At 68.3% G+C, this 23,705-nt stretch carries 23 protein-coding genes; 8 read left to right on the top strand and 15 right to left on the bottom strand.

The window, feature by feature from the left end; all coding sequences use genetic code 11:
* Window positions 1-268: 268 nt before the first annotated feature.
* From ACO6VK_RS13685 to ACO6VK_RS13655, 7 genes are all read right to left on the bottom strand, one after another.
* Window positions 269-1,411 carry a winged helix-turn-helix domain-containing protein gene (locus ACO6VK_RS13685; protein WP_422507991.1) on the bottom strand — a complete coding sequence of 381 codons (1,143 nt, stop codon included), beginning with the start codon at window positions 1,409-1,411 and terminating at the stop codon, window positions 269-271.
* Window positions 1,412-1,491: 80 nt separating this feature from the next.
* Complete coding sequence (locus ACO6VK_RS13680; RefSeq protein WP_422507989.1) at window positions 1,492-1,785, bottom strand: hypothetical protein; 294 nt, start codon at window positions 1,783-1,785, stop codon at window positions 1,492-1,494.
* A 104-nt stretch (window positions 1,786-1,889) separates the two neighbouring features.
* Window positions 1,890-3,080, bottom strand: a complete 1,191-nt coding sequence (locus tag ACO6VK_RS13675) for a methyl-accepting chemotaxis protein (protein ID WP_422507987.1) — start codon at window positions 3,078-3,080, stop codon at window positions 1,890-1,892.
* 124 nt (window positions 3,081-3,204) lie between these two features.
* Window positions 3,205-3,819 (bottom strand): high frequency lysogenization protein HflD, encoded by a 615-nt coding sequence (hflD, locus tag ACO6VK_RS13670; RefSeq protein WP_422507985.1) that lies wholly within the window; start codon window positions 3,817-3,819, stop codon window positions 3,205-3,207.
* Entirely contained in the window at window positions 3,816-4,955 is a 1,140-nt protein-coding gene (mnmA, locus tag ACO6VK_RS13665) for a tRNA 2-thiouridine(34) synthase MnmA (protein WP_422507983.1), read from the bottom strand. Before mnmA ends, hflD begins: the two co-directional genes overlap by 4 nt.
* Window positions 4,952-5,413 carry an NUDIX hydrolase gene (locus ACO6VK_RS13660; protein WP_422507981.1) on the bottom strand — a complete coding sequence of 154 codons (462 nt, stop codon included), beginning with the start codon at window positions 5,411-5,413 and terminating at the stop codon, window positions 4,952-4,954. The genes mnmA and ACO6VK_RS13660 overlap by 4 nt, the downstream gene beginning before the upstream one ends.
* A gap of 1 nt (window position 5,414) precedes the next feature.
* Window positions 5,415-5,879 carry a hypothetical protein gene (locus ACO6VK_RS13655; RefSeq protein ID WP_422507979.1) on the bottom strand — a complete coding sequence of 155 codons (465 nt, stop codon included), beginning with the start codon at window positions 5,877-5,879 and terminating at the stop codon, window positions 5,415-5,417.
* Window positions 5,880-5,974: 95 nt separating this feature from the next.
* Here ACO6VK_RS13655 and clpS point away from each other — a divergent pair, with 95 nt between their 5' ends.
* Window positions 5,975-6,307, top strand: coding sequence for an ATP-dependent Clp protease adapter ClpS (gene clpS / locus ACO6VK_RS13650; protein ID WP_422507977.1), 333 nt, complete (start codon window positions 5,975-5,977; stop codon window positions 6,305-6,307).
* Between the two features lie 15 nt (window positions 6,308-6,322).
* Here clpS and ACO6VK_RS13645 read toward each other — a convergent pair whose 3' ends face one another.
* The gene (locus ACO6VK_RS13645) at window positions 6,323-7,138 is read right to left on the bottom strand and encodes an aminoglycoside phosphotransferase family protein (RefSeq protein WP_422508102.1); all 816 of its coding nucleotides are present in this window, start codon (window positions 7,136-7,138) and stop codon (window positions 6,323-6,325) included.
* 129 nt (window positions 7,139-7,267) lie between these two features.
* On the opposite strand from ACO6VK_RS13645, the gene clpA reads away from it, so the two are divergent.
* Complete coding sequence (gene clpA / locus ACO6VK_RS13640; protein WP_422507975.1) at window positions 7,268-9,550, top strand: ATP-dependent Clp protease ATP-binding subunit ClpA; 2,283 nt, start codon at window positions 7,268-7,270, stop codon at window positions 9,548-9,550.
* An 85-nt stretch (window positions 9,551-9,635) separates the two neighbouring features.
* Here clpA and ACO6VK_RS13635 read toward each other — a convergent pair whose 3' ends face one another.
* The 5 genes from ACO6VK_RS13635 to trxB all read right to left on the bottom strand — a co-directional run bounded on the left by ACO6VK_RS13635 (window position 9,636) and on the right by trxB (window position 13,470).
* On the bottom strand, window positions 9,636-10,004 hold the full coding sequence (locus ACO6VK_RS13635; RefSeq protein WP_422507973.1) for a hypothetical protein: 369 nt from the start codon (window positions 10,002-10,004) through the stop codon (window positions 9,636-9,638).
* A gap of 219 nt (window positions 10,005-10,223) precedes the next feature.
* Window positions 10,224-10,442 carry a translation initiation factor IF-1 gene (gene infA / locus ACO6VK_RS13630; RefSeq protein ID WP_005409596.1) on the bottom strand — a complete coding sequence of 73 codons (219 nt, stop codon included), beginning with the start codon at window positions 10,440-10,442 and terminating at the stop codon, window positions 10,224-10,226.
* A gap of 118 nt (window positions 10,443-10,560) precedes the next feature.
* The gene (gene aat / locus ACO6VK_RS13625; protein WP_422507961.1) at window positions 10,561-11,295 is read right to left on the bottom strand and encodes a leucyl/phenylalanyl-tRNA--protein transferase; all 735 of its coding nucleotides are present in this window, start codon (window positions 11,293-11,295) and stop codon (window positions 10,561-10,563) included.
* Complete coding sequence (locus ACO6VK_RS13620) at window positions 11,292-12,419, bottom strand: GNAT family N-acetyltransferase (protein ID WP_422507959.1); 1,128 nt, start codon at window positions 12,417-12,419, stop codon at window positions 11,292-11,294. Before ACO6VK_RS13620 ends, aat begins: the two co-directional genes overlap by 4 nt.
* 79 nt (window positions 12,420-12,498) lie before the next feature.
* Window positions 12,499-13,470 carry a thioredoxin-disulfide reductase gene (gene trxB / locus ACO6VK_RS13615; protein WP_422507957.1) on the bottom strand — a complete coding sequence of 324 codons (972 nt, stop codon included), beginning with the start codon at window positions 13,468-13,470 and terminating at the stop codon, window positions 12,499-12,501.
* A gap of 268 nt (window positions 13,471-13,738) precedes the next feature.
* On the opposite strand from trxB, the gene ACO6VK_RS13610 reads away from it, so the two are divergent.
* Complete coding sequence (locus tag ACO6VK_RS13610; protein ID WP_422507955.1) at window positions 13,739-16,099, top strand: DNA translocase FtsK; 2,361 nt, start codon at window positions 13,739-13,741, stop codon at window positions 16,097-16,099.
* Between the two features lie 42 nt (window positions 16,100-16,141).
* Window positions 16,142-18,073: a DUF3857 domain-containing protein gene (locus tag ACO6VK_RS13605; RefSeq protein ID WP_422507953.1), complete on the top strand. Its 1,932-nt coding sequence runs from the start codon at window positions 16,142-16,144 to the stop codon at window positions 18,071-18,073.
* A gap of 9 nt (window positions 18,074-18,082) precedes the next feature.
* Here ACO6VK_RS13605 and ACO6VK_RS13600 read toward each other — a convergent pair whose 3' ends face one another.
* Window positions 18,083-18,325 (bottom strand): hypothetical protein, encoded by a 243-nt coding sequence (locus tag ACO6VK_RS13600; RefSeq protein ID WP_422507951.1) that lies wholly within the window; start codon window positions 18,323-18,325, stop codon window positions 18,083-18,085.
* Window positions 18,326-18,605: 280 nt separating this feature from the next.
* Here ACO6VK_RS13600 and lolA point away from each other — a divergent pair, with 280 nt between their 5' ends.
* The 4 genes from lolA to ACO6VK_RS13580 all read left to right on the top strand — a co-directional run bounded on the left by lolA (window position 18,606) and on the right by ACO6VK_RS13580 (window position 21,400).
* The gene (gene lolA / locus ACO6VK_RS13595) at window positions 18,606-19,244 is read left to right on the top strand and encodes an outer membrane lipoprotein chaperone LolA (RefSeq protein ID WP_422507949.1); all 639 of its coding nucleotides are present in this window, start codon (window positions 18,606-18,608) and stop codon (window positions 19,242-19,244) included.
* 91 nt (window positions 19,245-19,335) lie between these two features.
* A complete protein-coding gene (locus ACO6VK_RS13590) occupies window positions 19,336-20,640 on the top strand; it encodes a replication-associated recombination protein A (RefSeq protein WP_422507947.1) in 1,305 nt (434 codons plus the stop codon).
* Between the two features lie 5 nt (window positions 20,641-20,645).
* Complete coding sequence (gene crcB, locus ACO6VK_RS13585) at window positions 20,646-21,035, top strand: fluoride efflux transporter CrcB (protein ID WP_422508100.1); 390 nt, start codon at window positions 20,646-20,648, stop codon at window positions 21,033-21,035.
* A 92-nt stretch (window positions 21,036-21,127) separates the two neighbouring features.
* Window positions 21,128-21,400 carry a hypothetical protein gene (locus ACO6VK_RS13580; RefSeq protein WP_038688374.1) on the top strand — a complete coding sequence of 91 codons (273 nt, stop codon included), beginning with the start codon at window positions 21,128-21,130 and terminating at the stop codon, window positions 21,398-21,400.
* Here the strand turns inward: ACO6VK_RS13580 and ACO6VK_RS13575 are convergent.
* The gene (locus ACO6VK_RS13575; protein ID WP_422507944.1) at window positions 21,345-23,702 is read right to left on the bottom strand and encodes an ATP-binding protein; all 2,358 of its coding nucleotides are present in this window, start codon (window positions 23,700-23,702) and stop codon (window positions 21,345-21,347) included. The genes ACO6VK_RS13580 and ACO6VK_RS13575 overlap by 56 nt on opposite strands.
* Between the last annotated feature and the right edge of the window lie 3 nt (window positions 23,703-23,705).

The raw sequence follows: 23,705 nt of genomic DNA, 5'->3' as shown, positions 1-23,705 counted from the left end.
TTCGTTCCGACGCTGCAAACCCCGCGCTTTGCGCGATAGTCCTGTAGAGCCGGGCTCTGCCCGGCTGCCGTTCGTTCCGACGCCGCAAACCCCCGCGCTTTGCGCGATAGCCGGGCAGAGCCCGGCTCTACATGGCTGCTTTCCGTTCCGATGCCGCAAACCCCCGCGCTTCGCGCGACAGCCGGGCAGAGCCCGGCTCTACGTGGCTGCTTTTCGTTCCGACGCTGCAAACCCCGCGCTTCGCGCGACAGCCGGGCAGAGCCCGGCTCTACGGGGCGGGGTGTGCGGGGTCATCCACCGTGTGGCAGCCGTTGAACGTGGCAAACCGCTGCAGTGCGTCGGCCAGGCGCGGCAGCACCGGCTCGCGGTCCGCGGTGGCCTCCCAGTGGGTGCTGATCACCTCAAGGCGTCCTTCCTTGCGGTGTGCCTTGCAGTCGATGCGCGCCACCAGGACATCTCCATGCAGAACCGGCAGGCAGAAGTAGCCGAATGCGCGCTTGTTCGCCGGGGTATAGCACTCGATCCGGTAGTCGAAACCGAACAGCGCGCTCAGACGATCGCGATGAATGATCAGGTTGTCGAACGGTGAGAGGATCGTGACCCGCGCGGGCAGGGCCGGGATGCGCGTCGCGGCAGCACTGTCCACGTAGACGTCCAGACCGCCGATCCCCTGCAGCCGCTGGACGACGCCGGCGTCAAGCCGCTCACGGACGACATCACGCACGGCCGCACGAAGCGTCTGGCCCGTACGAAGGTGCAGCACCTGCGCTGACGTCACCGCGCCATGTGCCCGCAGATGCGTGTCGAAGAGATGGGCGGCGTAGGCGTGAGTGCTGGGCACGCTGAGGTCGATGCCTTCCGGGAGGCAGCGCTCCGCCAGGTCGTAGCGCTTCTCGGCACCCCGACGCTCGCACACCATCAGCTCGCCGCGCATGAACAGCGTTTCGACGGCGCGACGGGCCGGGCCACCGCTCCACCAGCTGCCGCTGCGCGCGCCTCCCGTTTCCAGGTCACGCAGCCCGAGCGCGCCCTCCGAGCGGACTTTCGCCACGATCTCCTGCATCAGGCGCGTGTCGCCATTGCAGAAGTAGCGGCTCTCACCGTTGCGTATCGATGTCATCCGCGGCAGCGCGAAACGGTAGTCGCGCATGGGCAGGTAGGCCGCCGCGTGGAACCAGTACTCGAAGATCTTCTTCTCGCCGACCAGGCGGTTCAGGTCGGCCGGATCGTACGCCGGCACCCGGTTCCACAGCACGTGGTGGTGCGCCCGCTGTACCACCGACAGCGTGTCGATCTGGACGTAGCCGAGATGGGCGATGGCCTGGTGCGTGCCGTCGATACCGGTACCGAACCGTGCCTTCGCGCCCAGTCCCTGGGCATGCAGCGCCAACCGCTTCAGGCGGGTATTCATGCGGGATCGGTCCTGGCAGGAGCGCGAGGGGCAATCCCGCGCGTTGTGCACGATAGCCCACCCGCGCCCGGCGGTACGGGTCAGCGGGCGGCGTCGAGCGCGTCGCCGGTCAGGCCCAGGTCCCAGGCCAGGCTGGCATGCGCCGGATCGATGGCGTGCGGCGGGGCCGGCACGGGCATCGGCCGGGTGGCCAGTTCGGCCAGCTCCTGCTGCGCCAGCTGTTCCAGGCAGGCGATCAGGGCGCGGCCCTGCGGCGGTGCGATCGGCGCAGCCGGGGCAGGGGGTGTGGCGCTGGCCACGACCGTCTGAGCCAACGGCTCGGGGTCGAGGGGCGGCAGGGATGCAACGGCAGGCACGGACGTGTTCAACAGCATCGGACGATCATCTGCAACCAGGGCGGGTGATGCAAGCGCAACGGCCCCGGGAATGCCGGGGCCGTTGCAGGTGCCGGTATGGTGGCCGGCACGCGACATGTCGATCAGAACAGTTCGACCGCGCCAGCGGCCATGCTCTGCTGGGCCACCGCCTTGTGCGGCGGGCGTTCCCATTCGCTGCGCATTTCGCGCAGGCGGCTGCCGGTGCGCTGCAGGGCCGTGACGACTTCCTCGTCGATCACGCCGCCATTGCGATGCAGCAGTTCCTGCAGCGCCACGGCTTCGCGGTTGATCGCGGTCAGGCGGTCCAGGTGGGTGTGCACGCCACCCAGCGCCTGGGTTGCGATGTCCTCGAACTGCAGGGCGCGGACGGCTTCGGCCACGCTGCTGTCGATGGCACGGCCGCACTCGGAAATCTCGCGCATGCCGTCGCCGAGCGAGGCATTGATCTGGGCCACGTTGTCCAGCATCTGCGCCGCTTCGTGGCGGGCTTCGCGGGAACGGTCCATGTCACGCGAGGCCATGTGCGAAACGGTCTCGCGCACCTTGGCGATGGCGTCCTTGGAGCTGTGGGCCAGCTTGCGGATCTGCTCGTTGAAGGTGGTGGACCGCTCGGAGAGGTTGCGCACCTCGTCGGCGACCACGGCGAAGCCACGACCGGCTTCACCGGCACGGGCGGCTTCGATGGCGGCGTTCAGTGCCAGCAGGTTGGTCTGGTCGGCAATCGACTTGACGTCTTCCAGCAGGGCGAAGATGCCATCCAGGTGCTGCGCCATCTGGTCGATGTGCTGCACGGTGTTGCTGCTCTGGCCACTGACCTGCTCCAGCGCTTCCACCAGCTGTTCCATGCGGTGGCTGGCGTGCTGGGCGAAGCGGGCCACGTCGACGCCGGCGCCGCCGTCTTCACCGGCGCGGTCGACGATGCGGGCCAATGCCTGGCTCTGCTGGCGGGACTTGCGGTTCATCGCGTCGAAGCTGCCGCCCAGGCCGCTGACGGCGTGGCGGATCAGGTCGCGGGCACGCTCGACTTCGCCGCGCGAGCCCTCAACCTCGTTGACCACGAACGAGCGCAGCTCGGTCAGCAGTTGATCCTGCTCACGCAGGATGCGGGCGTGTTCCGGCGACCGTTGGGTCTGCGCCCGTGTGGTCCACCAGGCAAAGCCAAGCCAGCTGAGCGTCATCGTGGTCAGGATCGCCCAACGCAGGGCGGCCGGCCACTCGAAGCCGATGGCGAAAGGAAGCAGAAGGGTCAGGACCAGGGGGGCGGCCAGACGAATGAAGATGCGTGAGTACATGGACGTTCTCGGGAAGTGCACGGAGGATGTATCGGCCGTACCCCCGTTTGCTTTAGCCGCCACACGCACATTCATCCATGTGAGTGCGCGGCAGGTGACGACCGTTGGTCGTCACTCCCCTCCGTCAGCGCAGCTGACGGTCCACTGCGTCGATCATCGCCTTGCGCGAGAACAGGAAGTCCCAGTACTGGCCGCCGGTCTGGCGCCACAGGACCGCCGAGCGCACCGCCGCCAGCAGCAGCGCGCGGATCTCGGCCACCACGCCGGCCTGGCCGAGGTAGTGCGGGTTGCCCTGGACCATCACCCGCGGCTTCAGGTTGCTGATCGTGTCGGCATAGACCCCGCCCAGCGTGGCCAGCACATCCGGGTGGGCGCTGTCGCCGAGGGTCAGGGCCTGGCCCTGGGCGCGTTCGATGCCGGCGCTGACCTTCTCGACCACGTCGTGCTCACGCACGAACCGGCGCTCCAGCTGCAGCACCGCGAGTGCCAGACGGGGCAGCATTTCGTCCTGGCCCTTGCTGCTCAGATAGTTGTGCAGCAGGCGCAGGCCCGGGGCGACGTTGGCCGCGCTGCCGTAGATTTCCTGCGGGCTGTCGGCGTCGATACGGAACACGCTGTCCACCGCCGTGCGGACCACGGCCGCTTCGGAGTGGCCCGTTTCGGCGATGCGGCGCACCTGCTGCAGGGCCTGGGCAATGCCGGCCAGTGCGAGAACGCGGTCGTCGATGGAAAAACTCATGCAGCAGATACCTCGAAAGGAGAAGGGGTGGTGCGCAGGCGCTGCTCCAGCGGCGCATCGGTGGCGGCGATCACCGCGCCACCCAGGCAGACCTCATCGTCATACAACACCAGCGATTGACCAGGGGTGACGGCGCGCTGCGGGCGCACGAAGTGCACCTCCACGGTGCCATCGTCGCGCACCTGCACCGTGCACGGCTCGTCCGGCTGGCGGTAGCGGGTCTGCGCGGTGCAGTCGAACCGGCGGGCGGGCGGGGCGCCGGCAATCCAGTGCGCCACCTCCGAGTGCAGGCGGGTGGACTGCTGCCACGGGCTGTCGCGGTCCTGGTCGACGTACAGCACGTTGCTGGCCACATCCTTGCCGACCACATACCACGGCGCGGCCGGCCAGCCGCGCACGCCGCCGATGTTCAGGCCTTCGCGCTGGCCCAGGGTGAAATAGAAGACGCCGGGATGCTCGGCGATGACCACCCCGTCCGGGTCGCGGATCTCGCCGGTGCGGGCCGGCAGGTAGCGGCCCAGGAATTCGCGGAAGTCGCGCTCGCCGATGAAGCAGATCCCGGTGGAATCCTTCTTGGCGTGGGTGGGCAGGCGCGCGTCGCGGGCGATCCGGCGCAGGTCGTTCTTCTGCAGGTCGCCGATCGGGAACAGCGTGGCGGCCAGCTGTTCCTGCCCCAACTGGTGCAGGAAGTAGCTCTGGTCCTTGCTGCGGTCGGCGCCGCGCAGCAGCGCCCAGCGACCGCCGTGTCGGGCAATCCGGGCGTAGTGCCCGGTGGCGATGCGTTCGGCGCCCAGTTCGCGCGCCGCGTCCAGGAAGTGCTTGAACTTCACCTCGCGGTTGCACAGCACGTCCGGGTTGGGGGTGCGCCCGGCGGCGTACTCGGCCAGGAAGTGCTCGAACACGCCCTGCCAGTATTCGCCGGAGAAGTCGCGGAAGTGGAACGGGATGCCGAGCAGGCCGCAGACGGCCACCGCGTCGCGGCGGTCGTCCTCGGCGCGGCAGTCGCCGCTGCCGTCGTCGGCCCAGTTCTGCATGAACAGACCGGCCACCGGCTCGCCCTGCTGCACCAGCCGCCACGCGGCCACGGACGAATCCACGCCGCCGGAGACCCCGACCATGATCCGTGGCGCGCTCATGCGGTCACCTTCACGAGCGACAGGGGATGGCGCTGGCCGCCCAGATAGTCGGCCACCACCTCCCACACCAGCGGGCTGCGCAGGCGTGCCGGGTCGGCACGCAGCTCGGCCGGGGACAGCCACAGGGCACGCTCGATGCCGATGTCCAGCGGACGGGCCGGGTCATGCGCGACCGGCTCGGCGGCGTAGGCGAACCGCACGAACGGCGTGCCGTCCGGCGCGGTCCACTGGTAGGCCCCGACGAAGTGGGTCAGGCGCACCTGCCAGCCGGTCTCCTCCAGGGTTTCGCGGACCGCCGCCTCGGCCAGCGACTCGCCGGGCTCCAGGTGGCCGGCGGGCTGGTTGAGTACCGCCCGCCCGTCGATCCGCTCTTCCACCAGCAACAGGCGCCCGTCGCGGACCACGATCGTGGCCACGGTGACGTGGGGCGCCCAGCGCGGGACCGGCACGGCAGTCACCTCAGTAGTCGTCCTTCTTGGTGAGCTCTTTTTCCATCGCATCGGCGGTACGGATCGCCGCGTCGATGGCATCGCTCAGCGCGTCGGGCGAGGCCGTGGCGTCGACCTTGACTACGAACATGGCCAGCTCGCCCTGCTTGACCCAGCCGCCCATCTTGGCGTCCTGGGAGTCTTCGAGCAGGCGGTTGGCGACCGCGGCCGGGAACTGCTTGCCCGGGGAGGTGTAGCCGGGCGACCAGATCTCGCGGATCTTGTGGCTGCCGAACTCTTCCACGGCCGAGCGCACGTAGACCAGCTGGCTGCGGCCGTCTTCCACATCGAAGACCAGCTTGTAGTCGCCGTCCTCGTCCACCTCGTAGGTGTAGTCCAGCTTGTCCAGTGTGGCGCCGACGACCTTGTCGGGGTCGGCTGCGTGGGCACCGAAGGCGGTGACGGTGAGCAACAGCGCGGCTGCAGTCCTTTTCATGACATTCCTGTGAAAGCTGGGGTGGGAAGGTGCAGATTGTGAAGGGCCACGGGGGGCAACGTCCAATCCTGCGGGCGGGGCCCTATAATGGCCCGATGCCACGAGAGCCTTCCCACGAACCCCACCACGACCACGGCGTGCTGCTTGAGCCTGCACGGCCGGAAGTCGCACCGCCGCCGTTCTACCAGGTCATGCTGTTGAACGACGACTACACGCCCATGGATTTCGTGGTGACCGTGCTGCAGCACTTCTTCGCGATGGACCTGGACAAGGCCACGCAGGTGATGCTGCACGTCCATACCCGCGGCCGCGGGGTGTGCGGGGTGTTTACCCGTGAGGTCGCCGAGTCCAAGGTCGCCCAGGTCAATGAATTCTCGCGCATGAACCAGCATCCGCTGCTGTGCACGATGGAAAAGACCGGCGCCTGACCCACGGGCCCGCGCTCAGGCCTGCGCGAGCCGCTGCAGGGCCAGTTCCGCCACGGCCAGATCCACCGCCGCGTCGTCGCCATCGGCCAGGAACCACACTGCCGACAGGCCGGCGCTGGCCGCGATCCAGGCCAGCAGGCGGCGCCGCTCGATCCCGGCCAGGGCGCAGACCTGGGTGAGCCGGGCATCGAACACCGCCGGCCGCGTGGCCACGTGGATGTCCGGCCCGCACAGGTCCGGGTTGCAGAACAGCACCGTGTAGTCGAAGGCACGATCACCCAGCAGCCGCTTGGGGTCGATCGCCAGCCAGCCGCGCGGGCCGCCGTCGAGCACATTGTCGTGGTGCAGGTCGCCATGCAGCGGGCGCTGTTCGATCTGGGTGCCCAGCTGCTGGATCGCGAGTGATCTGCACTGTTCCAGCAATGGCGACAGTGGCAGCGATGGCGCCAGCAGGTCGGCAAACCAGGTCTGCAGCGTCACCAGGTCCGTCGGCGCCGGCCCGTGCCGGCCATGCAGCCGGGCCAGCACGTCGCACAGGATCGCCGTTGCGGCCGCGTCCTGTCCGTCCTGCGCCATTGCCCGCAGCGGGGTGCCCGGCACCGCACGCTCCATCAGCAGCGCGTCGTCCTGCCAGGCCAGTACCCGCACCGCGCCATGGCCATCCCACCAGCGCAGCAGGCGGTGGCCGTTCCGTTCCTCGGCACACGTGCTCATCTTCAACATCGCCGGGGTTCCGTCGGGGAGGCGGACCGGCCAGACACGGGCATGCGGGGTGGTGATGACGTCGCCATCACGAGCAAGCTGCCATTTCGTGAGCTGAAGTTCGGGCATCATGGGTCTCGCAGGCAGAGAAGGGCGTTCGGTGGAGTGCTAACGCCATCTGAACGCACCGATCCGCTAGGGTGATGGAAATCGTGAAGGTTGGCCGCATATTGTTCCCAACTGCCGCCGGAGTTGATCATGTTCAGTAAAGACCTCGAACACACCATCGGACAGTGCTACAAGCGCGCCCGTGAGGCCCGGCATGAGTTCATGACGGTGGAACACCTGCTTTTGGCACTGCTCGACAATCCTTCCGCCCAGGCCGTACTCAAGGCCTGCGGTGCCGATGCCGAGCGCCTGCGCCAGGAGCTTGAGCAGGCCATCGAGGCCTCGGTCTCGCGCCTGGCCGAAGACGATGGGCGCGACACCCAGCCCACCCTGGGCTTCCAGCGCGTGCTGCAACGCGCCGTGTACCACGTGCAGTCCTCGGGCAAGAAGGAGGTCACCGGTGCCAATGTGCTGGTCGCCATCTTCGGCGAGAAGGACTCGCACGCGGTCTATTACCTCAACCAGCAGGACGTCACCCGGCTGGATATCGTCAACTACCTCTCCCACGGCATTGCCAAGCTGGGTGAGGAGGGCGAAGTGCCGCCGTCGGCCGAGGGCGAGGGCCGGGCCGAAGGGGGCGAGGGTGAAGGCAAGGGCGATGCCCTGGCCGAATTTGCCAGCAACCTCAACGAACAGGCGCGCAACGGCAAGATCGATCCGCTGGTGGGTCGTGCCGATGAAATCGAGCGCACCATCCAGGTGCTGTGCCGCCGCCGCAAGAACAACCCGCTCTATGTGGGCGAGGCCGGCGTGGGCAAGACCGCCATCGCCGAAGGGCTGGCCAAGCGCATCGTGGAAGGGTCGGTGCCGGACGTACTGGCCGATGCCGTCATCTACTCGCTCGATCTGGGCGCGCTGGTGGCCGGCACCAAGTACCGCGGCGATTTCGAGAAGCGCCTGAAGGGCGTGCTGACCGCGATGAAGAAGCTGCCCAACGCGGTGCTGTTCATCGACGAGATCCACACCATCATCGGCGCCGGTTCGGCGTCCGGCGGCACGATGGACGCCTCCAACCTGATCAAGCCGGCACTGGCGTCGGGCGAGCTGCGCTGCATCGGCTCGACCACCTTCCAGGAGTACCGCGGCATCTTCGAGAAGGATCGTGCCCTGGCGCGTCGCTTCCAGAAGATCGACATCGTCGAGCCCACCGTCGGCGAAACCTACGAGATCCTGCAGGGGCTCAAGCCGAAGTACGAGGCGCACCACGGGGTGACCTACGCCGACGATGCGCTGCAGGCGGCGGTGGACCTGTCGGTCAAGCACATCGGCGACCGGCTGCTGCCGGACAAGGCGATCGACGTGATCGACGAAGCCGGTGCCCGCCAGCGCCTGATGCCCGAGGGGCAGCGCAAGGAGCTGATCGACATCGAGGAGATCGAGACGATCGTCGCCAAGATGGCGCGCATTCCGGCCAAGCAGGTCAGTGCCACCGACAAGGATGTGCTGCAGCACCTGGAGCGCAACCTCAAGATGGTGATCTTCGGGCAGGACCCGGCCATCGAGTCGCTGGCCTCGGCGATCAAGCTGGCCCGTTCGGGCCTGGGCAATCCGGAAAAGCCGATCGGCAACTTCCTGTTCGCTGGCCCCACCGGTGTGGGCAAGACCGAGGTGACCAAGCAGCTTGCGCTGCAGCTGGGCATCGAGCTGGTGCGCTTCGATATGAGCGAGTACATGGAGCCGCATTCGATCAGTCGCCTGATCGGTGCCCCTCCGGGCTATGTCGGCTTCGACCAGGGCGGCCTGCTCACCGAGAAGATCGTCAAGACCCCGCACTGCGTGCTGCTGCTGGACGAGGTGGAGAAGGCCCACCCGGACATCTTCAACATCCTGCTGCAGGTCATGGACCGCGGCGTGCTCACCGATACCAACGGACGCGAAGCCAACTTCAAGAACGTGGTGCTGGTGATGACCACCAATGCAGGTGCGGCCCAGGCTGCCCGGCGCTCGATCGGCTTCACCCGCCAGGACCACGCCACCGACGCGATGGAGGTCATCCGCAAGAGCTTCACGCCGGAGTTCCGCAACCGCCTGGATGCGATCGTGCAGTTCCAGCCGCTGGGCTTCGAGCACATCCTGCGCGTGGTGGACAAGTTCCTGATCGAGCTGGAAATGCTGCTGCAGGAAAAGCACGTCAGCCTGTCGGCCACGCCGACCGCGCGCGACTGGCTGGCCCACCACGGCTTCGATCCGCTGATGGGTGCCCGCCCGATGGCACGCGTGATCCAGGACAAGATCAAGCGTCCGCTCGCCGACGAACTGCTGTTTGGCAAGTTGATCAACGGCGGCAAGGTGAGCATCGACGTGCGCGACGACGAGCTGTTCATCGAAACCCAGGCCGAACCGGAGCGGCGCCTGCCGGCCACGGTGGAGTAAGGGTGGCATGACGACGGCCGCTGGCCGTCAGTGAGGACACGGAAGCCCCCGCTCTGCGGGGGCTTCTGCTTTTTGCCTGCCCGCCTCAGCGGCGGTTGCGGGCCTTGCGGGCGTAGCTCTCGGCCGAGATCGGCTCCAGCGAGGCGATCTCGCAGCTCTGGGTGCGGGTCTTCAGCACGCTGCCGGCGGCGCTGCACAGCTGGCCTTCCTGCCCGCGGGTCTCGAAGGTCAGCGTGGGGGAGATGGCGGCACTGTCGCAGCTGTTGCGGAAGTGCACGATGAAGTGCTGGTCGGCATTGCGCAGCAGGATGCTGCGGCTGGCGCCGGCGCGCACCAGTTGCTGGTCGGCCGACAGAGTGATGCAGTCCGCGGGGGCGGAGGCGGCGGGTTCGGCGGCCTGCGCCGGGGCGATGGCGGCAAGGGCGAGCAGGCAGGTGGCGATCAGGGTCTTCATGGCAGGGGCAGGGGTGGCGGTCCGGACTGGACCGACTGCCAGCTTCGGCCACTTCCGGCCAGGGCGAATCTGCAGCAAGGCAGGCTGACCGATGTCAGGGTGCGTACGGTCAGGGTGCCGCATGGCAGGGGGTGGCTGCCTGAATTGCGCCCACGCAAAAAGGCCAGCTCCTGGCTGGCCTTCTGGCGGGGCTTCTGTTGGGAAGCCGCCCCGAACCGCTTACTTCATGCGGTACGTGATGCGACCCTTGGTCAGGTCGTAGGGCGTCATTTCGACCTTGACACGGTCGCCCGTCAGGATGCGGATGTAGTTCTTGCGCATGCGGCCGGAGATGTGGGCGATGATTTCATGCCCATTTTCCAGTCGGACGCGGAAAGTGGTGTTCGGCAGCGTCTCGCTGACGGTGCCTTCGAACTCGATGGAGTCGTCTTTCGACATGTAGTCCTGTGCAGTTCTGTAAACGGCCGAGCTGGCCTTAAGAGCGGGCATTTTACGCGCTCTTCCCCTTGGATGCAAAGTTTGTGTTAATCACCCCGCACCAGGCGCCCTGGCGGCACTACACCAGAGAAGACGCCGCCAACACCCCAAACCGTTCGGTCCAGCACCCGGGCGGCTCCGCAACAGTCACCTGGTCGCGCACCACCTCCAGAAACCGCGCGCGCGGCCAATGCTCGGCCCCCATGCGCAGCAGGTGGTCGTTCTCCACCTGCGCGTCGATCAGCGGCCAGCCCCACCGTGCCAGCTGATGGGCAAGCCCGGCCAGGGCCACTTTGGAGCCGCCACTGGCCGCGCTGAACATGCTTTCGCCAAAGAACATCCGGCCGATGGCCACACCGTAAATGCCGCCGACCAGCTGTTCGCCGTCGAACACCTCGACCGAATGCGCGTGGCCCAGCCGATGCAGGGCCACGTAGGCCTCCTGCATGGCGGCGGTGATCCAGGTGCCGTCCTGGCCCGGGCGCGGGCTGGCCGCGCAGGCGGCGATCACCTCGGCGAAGCAGGTGTCGGCACGCACCACCCAACCACTGCCGCGCACGCTGCGGCGGAACCGGCTGGACAGCTGTACGCCCCCGGTGCGGAACACCATGCGCGGGTCCGGCGACCACCACAGCAGGGGCTGGCCGTCGGAGAACCACGGAAACACGCCGCTGGCATAGGCGTTGAGCAGGCGTACCGGATGCAGATCGCCACCGATGGCCAGCAGGCCATCCGGCTCGCGCAGGGCGGTCTCGGCCGGCGGGAACGGGGCGTCCGGGCGCGGGTCCAGCTGCCAGGGCAGGCGCCGGCTCATGCGTCGGGCGCCTTGAACGGGCTGTGTGCGGCCAGCGTGCGCGCATAGCCATCGACCTCGGCGCGCTCGTGCGCGCACCAGTCGGCCAGCGCGGCGGCAAAGGCCGGCTCGGCGATCCAGTGGTGGCTGTAGACGCGCCGGGGCAGAAAGCCGCGCGCGAGTTTGTGCTCGCCCTGCGCGCCGGGCTCGAAACGGGCCACGCCCTCACGCAGGCAGTACTCGATGCCCTGGTAGTAGCAGGTTTCAAAATGCAGGCCGGGCAGGGTGGCCCCGCCCCAGTAGCGGCCATACAGCGTGTCCGCGCCACGCAGGCACAGGGCGCCGGCAATGGGGGTGTCCTCGTGCAGGGCCAGGAAGATCACCAGCCGGCGCGGCATCGTCCGGGCCAGGTGGCGCAGGAATGGCAGCGTCAACGCCGGCGAGTTGCCGTACTCGGCGAAGGTCTGCAGGTAGAAGCCGTGCATGGCCTGCAGGTCGTCTTCGCTGGCCTCGTCGCCGTGCACGATGCGATACGTGACGCCCGTGCGGGCCAGTTTGGCGCGCTCCTGGCGGATGTTCTTGCGGTGCTTGTGGTCCATTGCCGCGAGGAACTCCTCGAAGCGGTGCCAGTGGCCGGGGTTGTGCCACTGGAACTGGACGTCCTCACGGCGCATCCAGTCGGCGCCGAACACGGCGTTCTCCGCGTCGGGATGAAAGTTGAGGTGCGCCGAGGACCAGCCCCTGCGTCCCACCTCGGTAATCAGCGCCTCCAGCAGGGCGGTGCGGCGGGCATCGTCCTGCGCCAACAGGCGCGGCCCGGTCACCGGCGAGTACGGCACCGCGCCCAGCCACTTGGGAAAGTAGTCACGCCCGTGCTGCGCGTACGCATGCGCCCAGGCGTGGTCGAACACGAACTCGCCGTGCGAGTTGTCCTTGAGGTAGCCGGGGATCGCCCCGACCAGGGTATCGCCCTCCCACAGGGTGAAATGGCGCGGACGCCAGCCCCACTCCGGGCGCAGGCAGCCATGCGCCTCCAGCCCGTGCAGAAACGCGTGGGAGACGAACGGGTTGCGCCCATCGTGCAGTGCATCCCAGGCGGCCGGGGAAACATCGGACAGACGGTGCAGGAAGCGGGGGTCGGGCATGGTCAGAGGATAGGGTACAAAAAAGGCCGACGGAGGTTCCGTCGGCCTCGTGGGGTGGCCCGGGATGCGGCGTTGCCGATCAGCCCAGGTCGCCCTTCGCATCCAGGTAGCGCTCGGCGTCCAGTGCGGCCATGCAGCCGAAGCCGGCCGAGGTGATCGCCTGGCGGTAGTGCTGGTCGGCGACGTCGCCGGCGGCGAACACGCCTTCCACCGAGGTCTGCGTGGCATTGCCGCCCAGGCCCGAGCGGATGTCCAGGTAGCCGTTGTTCATGCTCAGCTGGCCGTCGAACAGGCTGGTGTTGGGATGGTGGCCGATCGCCACGAAGAAGCCGTGGGCGTCGATGTCGCGGGTGCTGCCGTCCAGCGTGGACTTCACGCGCACGCCGGTGACGCCGGCATCGTTGCCCAGCACTTCGTCGACCTGGTGGTGCCACACGGTCTCGATCTTGCCGGCGGCCACCTTGGCGAACAGCTTGTCCTGCATGATCTTCTCCGCCTTGAGGGTGTCGCGGCGGTGGACCAGGTAGACCTTGCGGGCGATGTTGGACAGGTACAGCGCCTCTTCCACGGCGGTATTGCCGCCACCGACCACGACCACGTCCTGGTCGCGGTAGAAGAAGCCGTCGCAGGTGGCGCAGGCCGACACGCCGCGGCCCTTGAAGGCCTCTTCGCTGGGAATGCCCAGGTACTTGGCGGTGGCGCCGGTGGCGATGATCAACGCGTCGCAGGTGTACTCGGCGCTGTCGCCGGTCAGCTTGAACGGACGCTGGGACAGGTCGGCGGTATGGATGTGGTCGAAGATCACCTCGGTTTCGAAGCGCTCGGCATGCGCCTGCATGCGCGCCATCAGGTCCGGACCCATCAGGCCATGCGCGTCGCCCGGCCAGTTGTCCACTTCCGTGGTGGTCATCAGCTGGCCGCCCTGCTGCAGCCCGGTGATCACCACCGGCTTGAGGTTGGCGCGGGCGGCGTAGACGGCGGCCGTCCAGCCGGCGGGGCCGGAGCCGAGGATGACGAGCTTCTGGTGGCGGGAGGGCGTGGAATTGCTCATGTAGACTCGCGTTGAGGTGATGGGACGGTACGCGGGCGGTGATTGCCTGGCGTCCGTGGCACGCCATAGAGTGGCGGCAGGGGCGGGGCGATTCAAGGCGGCCGATGGAACGGCGCGGGCCAGTGGAGGTGTCCTCCTTGCCCTGCGCCGGGGTTTTGACGGTCTGGAGGCCGTTCCGAGGTGCCGGCCCTGGGTCTGCACCTATCGACAGGGCGGTGAGTCGTTTATTATCAAGCACTAACAGTGCATTCCCAAGGTCTGGTCTAAGGTGGCGAAACAGGTCCCGGAACGATCCAAGTCTCCCGACAACAAGGCGCCGTCGCGCAAGGCCGCGAGCGCGGACAATCCGCGCCGGCAGCGTTTGTGGCGGGATCTTGGCGTGATCGCCGTGGCGCCGGCCCTGCTGTATCTGGTGGCCAGTCTGTTCACCTATTCGGCGACCGATCCGGGCTGGTCGCATACCGGCAGCGTGGTCGCGCCGGTGCACAACATGGGCGGCCGGGTCGGCGCCTGGGTGGCCGATGTGCTGCTGCAGCTGTTCGGCTACATCGCTTTCGTGCTGCCGGTCGTGTTGGGCGCGCTGGCGTGGATCGCCATGTTCGGGCTCAAGCGCGAAGGCAAGGGCGAGCATGACCTGGACCCGGCGCTGCGCCTGATCGGCCTGGTCGGCTTTCTGATCGCCGGCACCGGCTTCATGCACCTGCGGCTGTACAACCAGGTGGACGTGGCCAGCGCAGGCGGCATTCTCGGCAAGCTGGTCGGCACCTCCCTGACCGTCGGGTTCGGCGAGCTGGGCGCAAACCTGTTCGTGCTGGTGCTGCTGCTGGCCTCGATCACGCTGGCCACCGGTCTGTCCTGGTTCACCGTGATGGAGAAGATCGGCCGCGCCGTGCTGGCGCTGCCGCCGCTGCTCAACCGCAAGAAAGAGCAGGCCACCGAGTGGCAGCAGACCCGTGCGCTGCGCGAGGAGCGCCAGGAAGTGCGCAAGGTCGATGCCGAGGTGCGCGCCAAGCGTGAGCCGGTCAAGATCGAGCCGCGCCCCGAGCCGGTGCTGGAGAAGAGCGACCGCGCCAAGCGCGAAACCCAGATCCCGATGTTCCGCGGCGTCAACGGCGATGGGTCGGACGTGCCGCCGCTGGCGCTGCTGGACGACCCCAAGCCGCAGCCCAAGGGTTACGACGAGGAAACGCTGGAGACCCTGTCGCGCCAGATCGAGTTCAAGCTCAAGGACTTCCGCATCGAGGCCCAGGTGGTGGGTGCCTATCCGGGCCCGGTGATCACCCGCTTCGAGATCGAGCCGGCGCCGGGCATCAAGGTCAGCCAGATCAGCTCGCTGGACAAGGACATCGCCCGCGGCCTGTCGGTGAAGTCGGTGCGTGTGGTCGATGTGATTCCGGGCAAGTCGGTGGTGGGGCTGGAAATCCCCAACGTGACCCGCGAAATGATCTACCTGTCCGAACTGCTGCGCTCCAAGGAGTACGACAAGTCGGCCAGCGTGCTGACCCTGGCGCTGGGCAAGGACATTGCCGGCCGCCCGACCGTGGCCGACCTGGCGCGCATGCCGCACCTGCTGGTGGCCGGCACCACCGGCTCGGGCAAGTCGGTGGCGGTCAACGCGATGGTGCTGAGCCTGCTGTACAAGGCCTCGCCGAAAGACCTGCGGATGCTGATGATCGACCCGAAGATGCTCGAACTGAGTGTCTACCAGGGCATCCCGCACCTGCTGGCGCCGGTGGTGACCGACATGAAGGAGGCCGCCAACGGCCTGCGCTGGTGCGTGGCCGAAATGGAACGCCGCTACAAACTGATGAGCGCGGTGGGCGTGCGCAACCTGGCCGGCTTCAACAAGAAGGTCAAGGATGCCCAGGACGCCGGGCAGCCGATGATGGACCCGCTGTTCAAGCCCAACCCCGAGCTCGGCGAAGCGCCGCGACCGCTGGAGACGCTGCCCTTCATCGTCATCTTCATCGACGAATTCGCCGACATGATGATGATCGTCGGCAAGAAGGTCGAAGAACTGATCGCGCGTCTGGCGCAGAAGGCGCGTGCCGCCGGCATCCACCTGATCCTGGCCACGCAGCGCCCGTCGGTGGACGTGATCACCGGCCTGATCAAGGCCAACATCCCGACCCGTATCGGTTTCCAGGTCAGCTCGAAGATCGACTCACGCACCATCCTGGACCAGTCCGGTGCGGAAACCCTGCTCGGCCACGGCGACATGCTGTACCTGCCGCCGGGCACGGCGTTGCCGGACCGCGTCCACGGCGCCTTCGTCTCCGACGAGGAAGTGCATCGCGTGGTGGAGCACCTCAAGGCCAGCGGGCCGGCCGACTACATCAGCGGCGTGCTCGACGAAGTGCAGATGATGGGCGATGGCGTGGTGGTGGGCCCGGGCGGCCTGCCCGAGGCCAGTGGCGGTGCCGGCGACGAGTCCGACCCGCTGTATGACGAAGCCCTGCGGATCGTCACCGAAACCCGCCGCGCCTCGATTTCCGGCGTGCAGCGTCGACTGAAGATCGGCTACAACCGTGCCGCCCGCCTGATCGAGGCGATGGAAGCGGCCGGTGTGGTCAGCCCGCCCGAGCACAATGGCGACCGCAGCGTGCTGGCGCCGCCCCCTCCGAAGTAACCGCAGCACGGCGTCTGCCGGTCGCCGCGAAAGGATTCCGTCATGACGAGCATGTCGTGGGCAACGCTGGGCCTGCTGCTGGCGCTGTCGTTCCCGGTCGCGGCCGGGACGACGCCGGCGGCCGGGGCGCCGGTGGCCGGCCAGGATGCCGAGGCCACCACCAACTTCAGCTTCGTGCGGTACCGCGCCGATTACGAGGTGCGTGCCGATGCGGGCAGCACCCAGACCGAGGCGTACGAGATCCTGCTCAAGACCAAGGCGGCGGTCGAGCAGTTCAGCCAGGTGCGCCTGAGCTACAGCGAGAAGATGGAAACGCTGGACGTGCTGGAGGCCTATACGCTCACCGCCGACGGCCAGCGCCGCGATGTGCCCGCCGACCGCATCTACACCCAGGAAAGCTACTCCAGCGCAGCGGCGGCGATGTACGCCGACCGCAAGGTGCGGGTGGTGGTGTTCCCCAACCTGGCCCCCGGCACGCGCGTGGTCTACCGCACCCGGCGCGTGCAGAACACGCCGTATTTCCCGGGCTACTTCGGCCTGTGGGAGACCTTCAGTGTGTTTACCCAGTATGACGATGCCCAGGTCACCCTGACGGCGCCGGCCGCACTGCCGATGCAGGTGCGCCAGCGCGGCGTGCAGGGCAGCCAGGCCCCGCGCATCCGCGACGGCGTCGCACACTGGGCATGGCGTTACCGGCGCGCCGAGGCGCTGCAGGCGCAGAACTGGACGGCGGCGGCATGGGAGTTCAGTCCCAGCATCATGGCCAGCACTTACCAGGACTGGGCGCAGGTGGGGCGGTCCTACCAGGTGAAGGGCGGCGAGGCGGCGAAGGTCACCCCGGGGATCCAGGCGCTGGCCGACCAGCTCACGGCCGGCATCGATGACCGGCGCGAGCAGGCCGCGGCGCTCTATCGCTGGGTGGCGCAGAACATCCGCTACGTGGCGGTCTATCTGGGCAACGGTGGGCTGGAGCCGAATCCGGCGCAGAGCATCCTCGACAACCACTACGGCGACTGCAAGGACCACGTGGTGATCCTCGAAGCGCTGCTGGCCGCGCGCGGCATCGACAGCACCCCGGTGCTGATCGGCGCGGGCGGCGGGCCGAGTCTGCCGGAGATTCCGCTGCTCGGCCGCTTCAATCACGCCATCACCTACGTGCCCGAGTTCGACCTGTACCTGGACTCGACCACGCCGTACGCGCGCTTCGGGCAGTTGCCGGAAGGCGACCTCGGCGCGCCGGTGCTGCATACCCGCCAGGCGGCGCTGGCGCGCACGCCGGACAACGACGCCCGCCGCAACGGCCTGGCGTTGTCGGTGGCGTTCCAATTCGACCGCAGCGGCAACCTGGTCGGGCAGACGCAGCAGGTGCCCGGCGAGGTGGCCGAGATCGGCATGCGCGGGTCGTTCGCACGGCTCAACGCACAGAACCGCACGCGGGTGGAAGAGTCGATCATGGCCTCGTCCGGCTTTGATGGCAGCGGGTCGCTGACCCTGCTGGGCGATCCGCAGGATCTGACCCGGCCGTTCAACTACCGCTACGACTTCAAGGCCGAGGACTACGTGGATTTCAGCGTGGTGGGCGGCATGAAGCTGCCCGATGCCCCAGGCGCCGAGTCGTTCCGGGATCTGTATGCCAATACGTCCGCGGTGCAGAACGCCACGCCGTTCTACTGCAACGACAGCCTGCGCGAGGAAACCTACCGGCTGGTGTTTCCGGACGGGGTGCCGATCGTGGCGATCCCGCGCAGCCAGCAGTTCGGCAATGCGGCGGGTGAGTACCAGGTGGACTGGTCACGCGAGGGCCAGGTCATCCGTGTGCACCACCGGCTGCACCAGCGTGCGGTGCGGGGTGCCGATGCGCTCTGCCAGCCGGCGGACTATCCGGCGTTCCGCGCGCTGTACCAGCAGGTCCGGCGCGGCTTCCGCGGGCAGGTGGTGTACGGCGACCTCGGCACGGTGCAGGCCTCGCCCTGAGCAGGCGGATCAGGCGTTGGCATGGGTCGCGCGCTGGATCGTGGCGACATTGAGCTGGTCGGCGATGCGGGCCATGCACTGGTCCAGCGCGTGGCGGTAGAGCGCCGGTTCGGACGGATCGGTGCGCGCCAGCATGTCGATCGCGATGTCCTCCCACGCCGCGCGGATGATGTGGATGTCCGGGCACCCGGCCAGCAGCAGGCGAAGGGCGTGGTCCAGTCCGGTGATGTGGCCCCGGAGGGCGTGGAGCATGCGCTCCTGGGCGTCAAGTCGATCGAGAATGCTTTGCACTGCGGGGACGGATGTCTGTGGGTGTGCGGCTGCACGGGGCAGGGCGCAGCAGGGAAGGCAGGGTGAGGGGCGATCCGCGTGCCGTCCATGCAACATGTTGCGGTGCAGCAATCCGCAGGCGACGTGGTGGCCTGTGGAAGGAGACGCCACGGGCGGCGCAGCGCATAATGGCCGCCTGATCGCCCATTCAGGATTGAATGGGCACACTGGCTCCATCCCATTCCTACGTCCGGATACCCGCATGCACACCACGCTCCGTCGCTACCTCGTCGCCGCCACCCTGGTCTGCGCCAGCGTAGGCTCGGCCACTGCATGGGCGGGTGCCCGCGACGAGCTCAACCGGTTCACCCAGGGCCTGAAGGGGCTGGATGGCCAGTTCAGCCAGCAGGTGTTCGACAGCAAGGGCAAGGTCAAGGAAACCACCAGTGGCCGTGTCGCTCTGTCGGCCCCGCGTCTGTTCCGCTGGGAGTACATCAAGCCGCACGCACAGCTGATCGTGGCCGATGGCAAGAAGGTCTGGGTGTATGAGCCGGACCTGGAACAGGCCACGGTGCGTGCGCAGGGCCAGGAAGAGCAGAACAGCCCGCTGACCGCCCTGATCAATCCGGCCCTGCTGGACCGCCAGTACGACGTCAGCGAAGAAGCGGCCGCACGCGATGGCCTGCAGTGGTTGTCGCTGACCCCCAAGCGCGAGACCGACACTGCCTTCCAGTACGCCGCGCTCGGCTTCAACGCCCAGGGCCTGGCGCGGATGGAAGTGGTGGATGCGGTGGGCCAGCGCACGGTGATCAGCTTCACCGGCTGGAAGCGCAACCCGGGCTTCGCGGCCGGCACCTTCAGCTTCACGCCTGCCAAGGGCACCGACGTCATCGGCGAGTGAGGGTATCCGGCCCGCCACGGTAGAATGGGGCGTGGCCAGAAACCGAACGACATTCAATGGGCCCGATCTGCTGACCGTGGATCGGGACAACATGCGTCCGCTCGCCGAGCGGATGCGCCCCCAGACACTGGACGAAATGGTCGGGCAGAAGCGTCTGCTCGCGCCGGGCAGCGCGCTGCGCCGGGCGGTTGAGTCCGGGCACGTGCACTCGATGATCCTGTGGGGGCCGCCGGGGTGCGGCAAAACCACGCTGGCGCTGCTGCTGGCGCACTATGCCGACGCCGAGTTCCGGGCGATCTCGGCGGTGCTGTCCGGGTTGCCGGAGGTGCGCCAGGTGCTGGCCGAGGCTGCGCAGCGGTTCGCCGACGGCCGCCGCACCGTGCTCTTCGTCGACGAGGTGCACCGCTTCAACAAGGCCCAGCAGGATGCGTTCCTGCCGCACATCGAGCGCGGCACCATCGTGTTCGTGGGGGCCACCACCGAAAACCCCTCGTTCGAACTGAACTCGGCGCTGCTCTCGCGGTGCCGCGTGCATGTGCTTGAGGCGGTGTCGCCGGCCGACATCGTCGAGGCGCTCGAGCGCGCCCTGCGCGACGATCAGCGTGGCCTCGGCGGGGAGGCGGTGGACGTATCGCCCGACGCCCTGCTGGAGATCGCCACGGCCGCCGATGGCGATGTCCGCCGCGCGCTGACCCTGCTGGAAATCGCGGCCGAACTGGCCGGCGGCGACGGCGGTCGGATCACGCCGGAGATGCTGCTGCAGGTGCTGGCCGACCGCACCCGGCGCTTCGACAAGGGCGGCGAGCAGTTCTACGACCAGATCTCGGCACTGCACAAGTCGGTGCGCAGCTCCAACCCCGATGCCGCCCTGTACTGGCTGACGCGGATGCTGGACGGTGGCTGTGATCCGTCCTACCTGGCACGCCGCCTGACCCGTATGGCGATCGAGGACATCGGCCTGGCCGACCCGCGCGCGCAGTCGATGGCGCTGGAAGCCTGGGATATCTACGAGCGCCTGGGCAGCCCGGAAGGGGAACTGGCCTTCGCGCAGCTGGTGCTGTACCTGGCCAGCACCGCCAAGTCGAACGCCGGCTATGCGGCCTTCAACCGCGCCCGGCAGGAAGTGCGGGACACCGGCACCCAGGAAGTGCCCCTGCATCTGCGCAACGCGCCGACCAAGCTGATGAAGGAGCTGGGCTACGGCAAGACCTACCAGTACGACCACGATGCCGAGGGCGGTATCGCCCTGGACCAGACCGGGTTCCCCGACGCGATGGGCGAACGGGTGTACTACGAGCCGGTGCCGCGCGGGCTGGAAATCAAGCTCAAGGAAAAGCTTGACCGCCTGCGCGCCGCGCGGGCCGAGGCGCGCGCGGCGAAGGACGCCGGGCGGTGAGCGGCATGGCCGTCTGGTGGCAGCAGCTGGGGCTGGTGATGGCGGGCGGCGCCCTGGGCGCCGCGCTGCGCTTTCTGATCGGCGATGCGATGCTGCGGCAGTTCGGCACCGGCTTTCCGTGGGGCACGCTGACGGTCAACCTGGTGGGCGCGTTCGTGGCCGGCTACGTGCTGATCTGGCTGCAGAGTCGCGGCAGCGCGGCGGTGTACTGGCGTGCGTTCCTGATCGTGGGCATCGTCGGCGGTCTGACCACGTTCTCCTCGATGATGCTCGAAAGCCTGGTCTTCGTCCGCGCCGACCGCGGTCCGATGGTGCCGCTGTACCTCGGCATCAGTCTGGCCGGCGGCATGCTGCTGGTGTGGGCGGGCGCGCGCGTGGCCGAGGCATGGCGTTGACGTCGGCCGGATGCAAAAAAAGCGCGCGAAACGCTGGATTAAAGTGATGTCTCACGATATCGTGCGCGCCCCCGTTCGCATCCTCGTCCGTCATGCGCGATGAACAAGACCCCGGCACCCTGGAGCTGATGCTGCCGCGCAAGCGCGGCCGTCCGCCCACGTTCGGCTACGCCATGACCGATGCCCAGCGCGCGGCGCGCTACCGTGCACGCCGCGCCGGCCAGGCCGATCACGCCGATGTGCGCAGCTGCAGCGACATGGTGCTGCTGGACAAGATCCGCGCGGCGATCAGCAGCAAGGACCCGGAACTCACCGGATTTCTTGTACATGTGCTGTGGCAACGGTACCCGCTGCAGCTGAAGTGATCGCACTCTCCGCCAGCGCGGCGATGCGTGGCTGCAGGTAGCCGCACAGCCGCGCCGACTCGGCCCACAACGCCGGGTCATCCGCATCCAGTTCGTGCAGATCGTTGGCGACATCGGCGAGGTCAGGATGCCCCAGGATGCGCAGCACACCGGCGAGCCGATGGGCGCGGTAGCGAAGTACCGGCAGCGTGCGAGTTTCCATCGCCTGGGCCAGCGACGCCGCATCCTCCTCCATCGATGTGGCATAACGCGCCAGCAGCAGGGTCTGTGGTTGCAGGCAGGCCGGCCCGGGGGTGTGGCTGTCGGGCAGCTGCAGCGCCGCCAGCAGGTCGGCGGTATGCAGGGGCTTGCACAGCACGGCGTCCATGCCGGCGTCCTGGCAGCGCGTGGTGTGGCGGGAGGAGCGCGCGGCCGAGAAGGCCACGATCCGGCACGGTGCACGGTCCAGGCGGCGCTCGAGGTCACGCATCGTGGTGGCGACGTGGTAGCCGCTGAGGTCGGCCAGGCCGCAATCCAGCAGCACGGCGGCGAACGGCGTGATCGCGAACGCGGCCAGGGCGGCTGTGCCTTCGCCCACTGAGGTGACGCGGGCGCCGAGCGCGGCCAGCTGCTCGGCCACGACCGCGCGGTTGATGGCGTGGTCCTCCACCAGCAGCAGCGTGCGCATCGCCAGCGGCAACGACAGGTCCGGTGCCGGGGCGGTGGCGGGGCCGCCGGCGGCGTCGCTGGCCAGCGCCACCGGCAGCACGACGTCGAAACGGCTGCCCTGGCCCGGTTCGCTGTGCGCCAGGATTTCGCCGCCGAGCGCGCGGGCGAGGTCGCGGCAGATCGACAGCCCCAGGCCGGCGCCGCCGCTCGCCTGCGCGTCCGGATCGTGGGCCTGGGTGAATGCCTCGAACACGCGCGGCAACCGGTCCGGCGCGATGCCGATGCCGGTGTCACTCACACTCAGGCGCAGCTGCATGCCGGCGCCCGATGACTGCAGCACCAGCGCCACCACCACGCGGCCGTGCTGGGTGAACTTCAGCGCGTTGCCCAGCAGGTTGTTCAGGAGCTGGCGAACGCTGCCGGCATCCACCATCAGCGTGGGCAGGGGGTCGGGCGTTACATTCAGTACCAGGGTCAACCCCTTCTGCTCGGCGAGCGGGCGCACCGACATCACGCACTGCCGCGCCAGGGCCTGCGTGTCATGGCTGCCTACGGAAGGCTGGAATCGCCCGCTGCGCATGCGCGAGTAGTCCAGGGCATGTCCCAGCAGGCTGCGCAGGCCGGCGCCCGCGGCATGGGCGGCATCCACCAGGTGCCGCTGCGTCTGGTCCAGCCGCGACTGCCCCAGCAGGTCGATCGTGCTGACCAGTGCCTGGCTGGCATTGCGTACTTCGTGGCTCATCACGCCGATGAAGCGCGCCTGGCGGCGTTGCGAGCGCAGCGCGGCACGCTGGGCGACATGCAGCCAGAGGGTGGCGGCGGCGAGGATGAGCACGGCGCAGACGATGCTGATCAGCGCCCAGCGAAAGTGGTGCAGCACCGCCGTCGAGGTCGGCGGCATCATATGGGTGGCCTGCGACCAGTGATGCAGCAGCTGGGTGTGCTGTTCAAGCGTGATGGCGGCCATCGCCAGTTCGATGCGTCGCTTGATGTCCCGGTTCCGCTCGTGGATCAGCAGGTGCAGGCTCGCCGGCACCGTCTCCGGCAGGAGCTGCAGCGTCATGCTGCCGGCGTAGTCGCGGCGCACGATCGGATGGGTTGTCGCATCCAGGCCCATGCTCGCATCCACGGCACCGGCCTCCACCGCCGCCAACGCCGCGCGCAGGTCGGGCAGGGGAACCAGCTGGACGTTGGGGCGGTGCCGGCGCATCCATGCCTCGTGCCGGCCGCCCTTTACCAGGCTGATCCGCTGTGTGGTCATCTCCTCCAGCGTGGCCGGCACGGTGATGCCGCGCCGGACGGCCAGTACCGCGCGTCCGCGGTAGTACGAACTGGACAGCAGCAGGCCGCTGCACGGGTGCTCGTCGAGCGGGCCCACCAGCAGCATCACATCGGTCGTGCCATCGCAGATGGACTGCACGGCACTGTTGAAATCCGGCTGCTGGCGTTCGATGAAGCGCAGGCCGGTATGGGTGGCGACCAGTTGCGCATACCCGTCGGCCAGATTGGCGTCCCTGGCCGGCGCATCCGGCGCGGAGAGGATGTTGCGCTGAGCCGGATCCACCGCCACGTTCACGTCGCGCGGGCCGTCGGTGGAGGTGTCGGCCGCATCGCGCGAGCATCCTGCCGCCAGCAGCAGGAGCCAGCAGGCCAACGC

It is taken from the genome of Stenotrophomonas sp. GZD-301 (genome assembly GCF_049310345.1).
Taxonomy (GTDB): Bacteria; Pseudomonadota; Gammaproteobacteria; order Xanthomonadales; family Xanthomonadaceae; genus Stenotrophomonas.
Note: the sequence above shows the minus strand (reverse complement) of the source record. Positions and strands in the feature narration are given on the sequence as shown.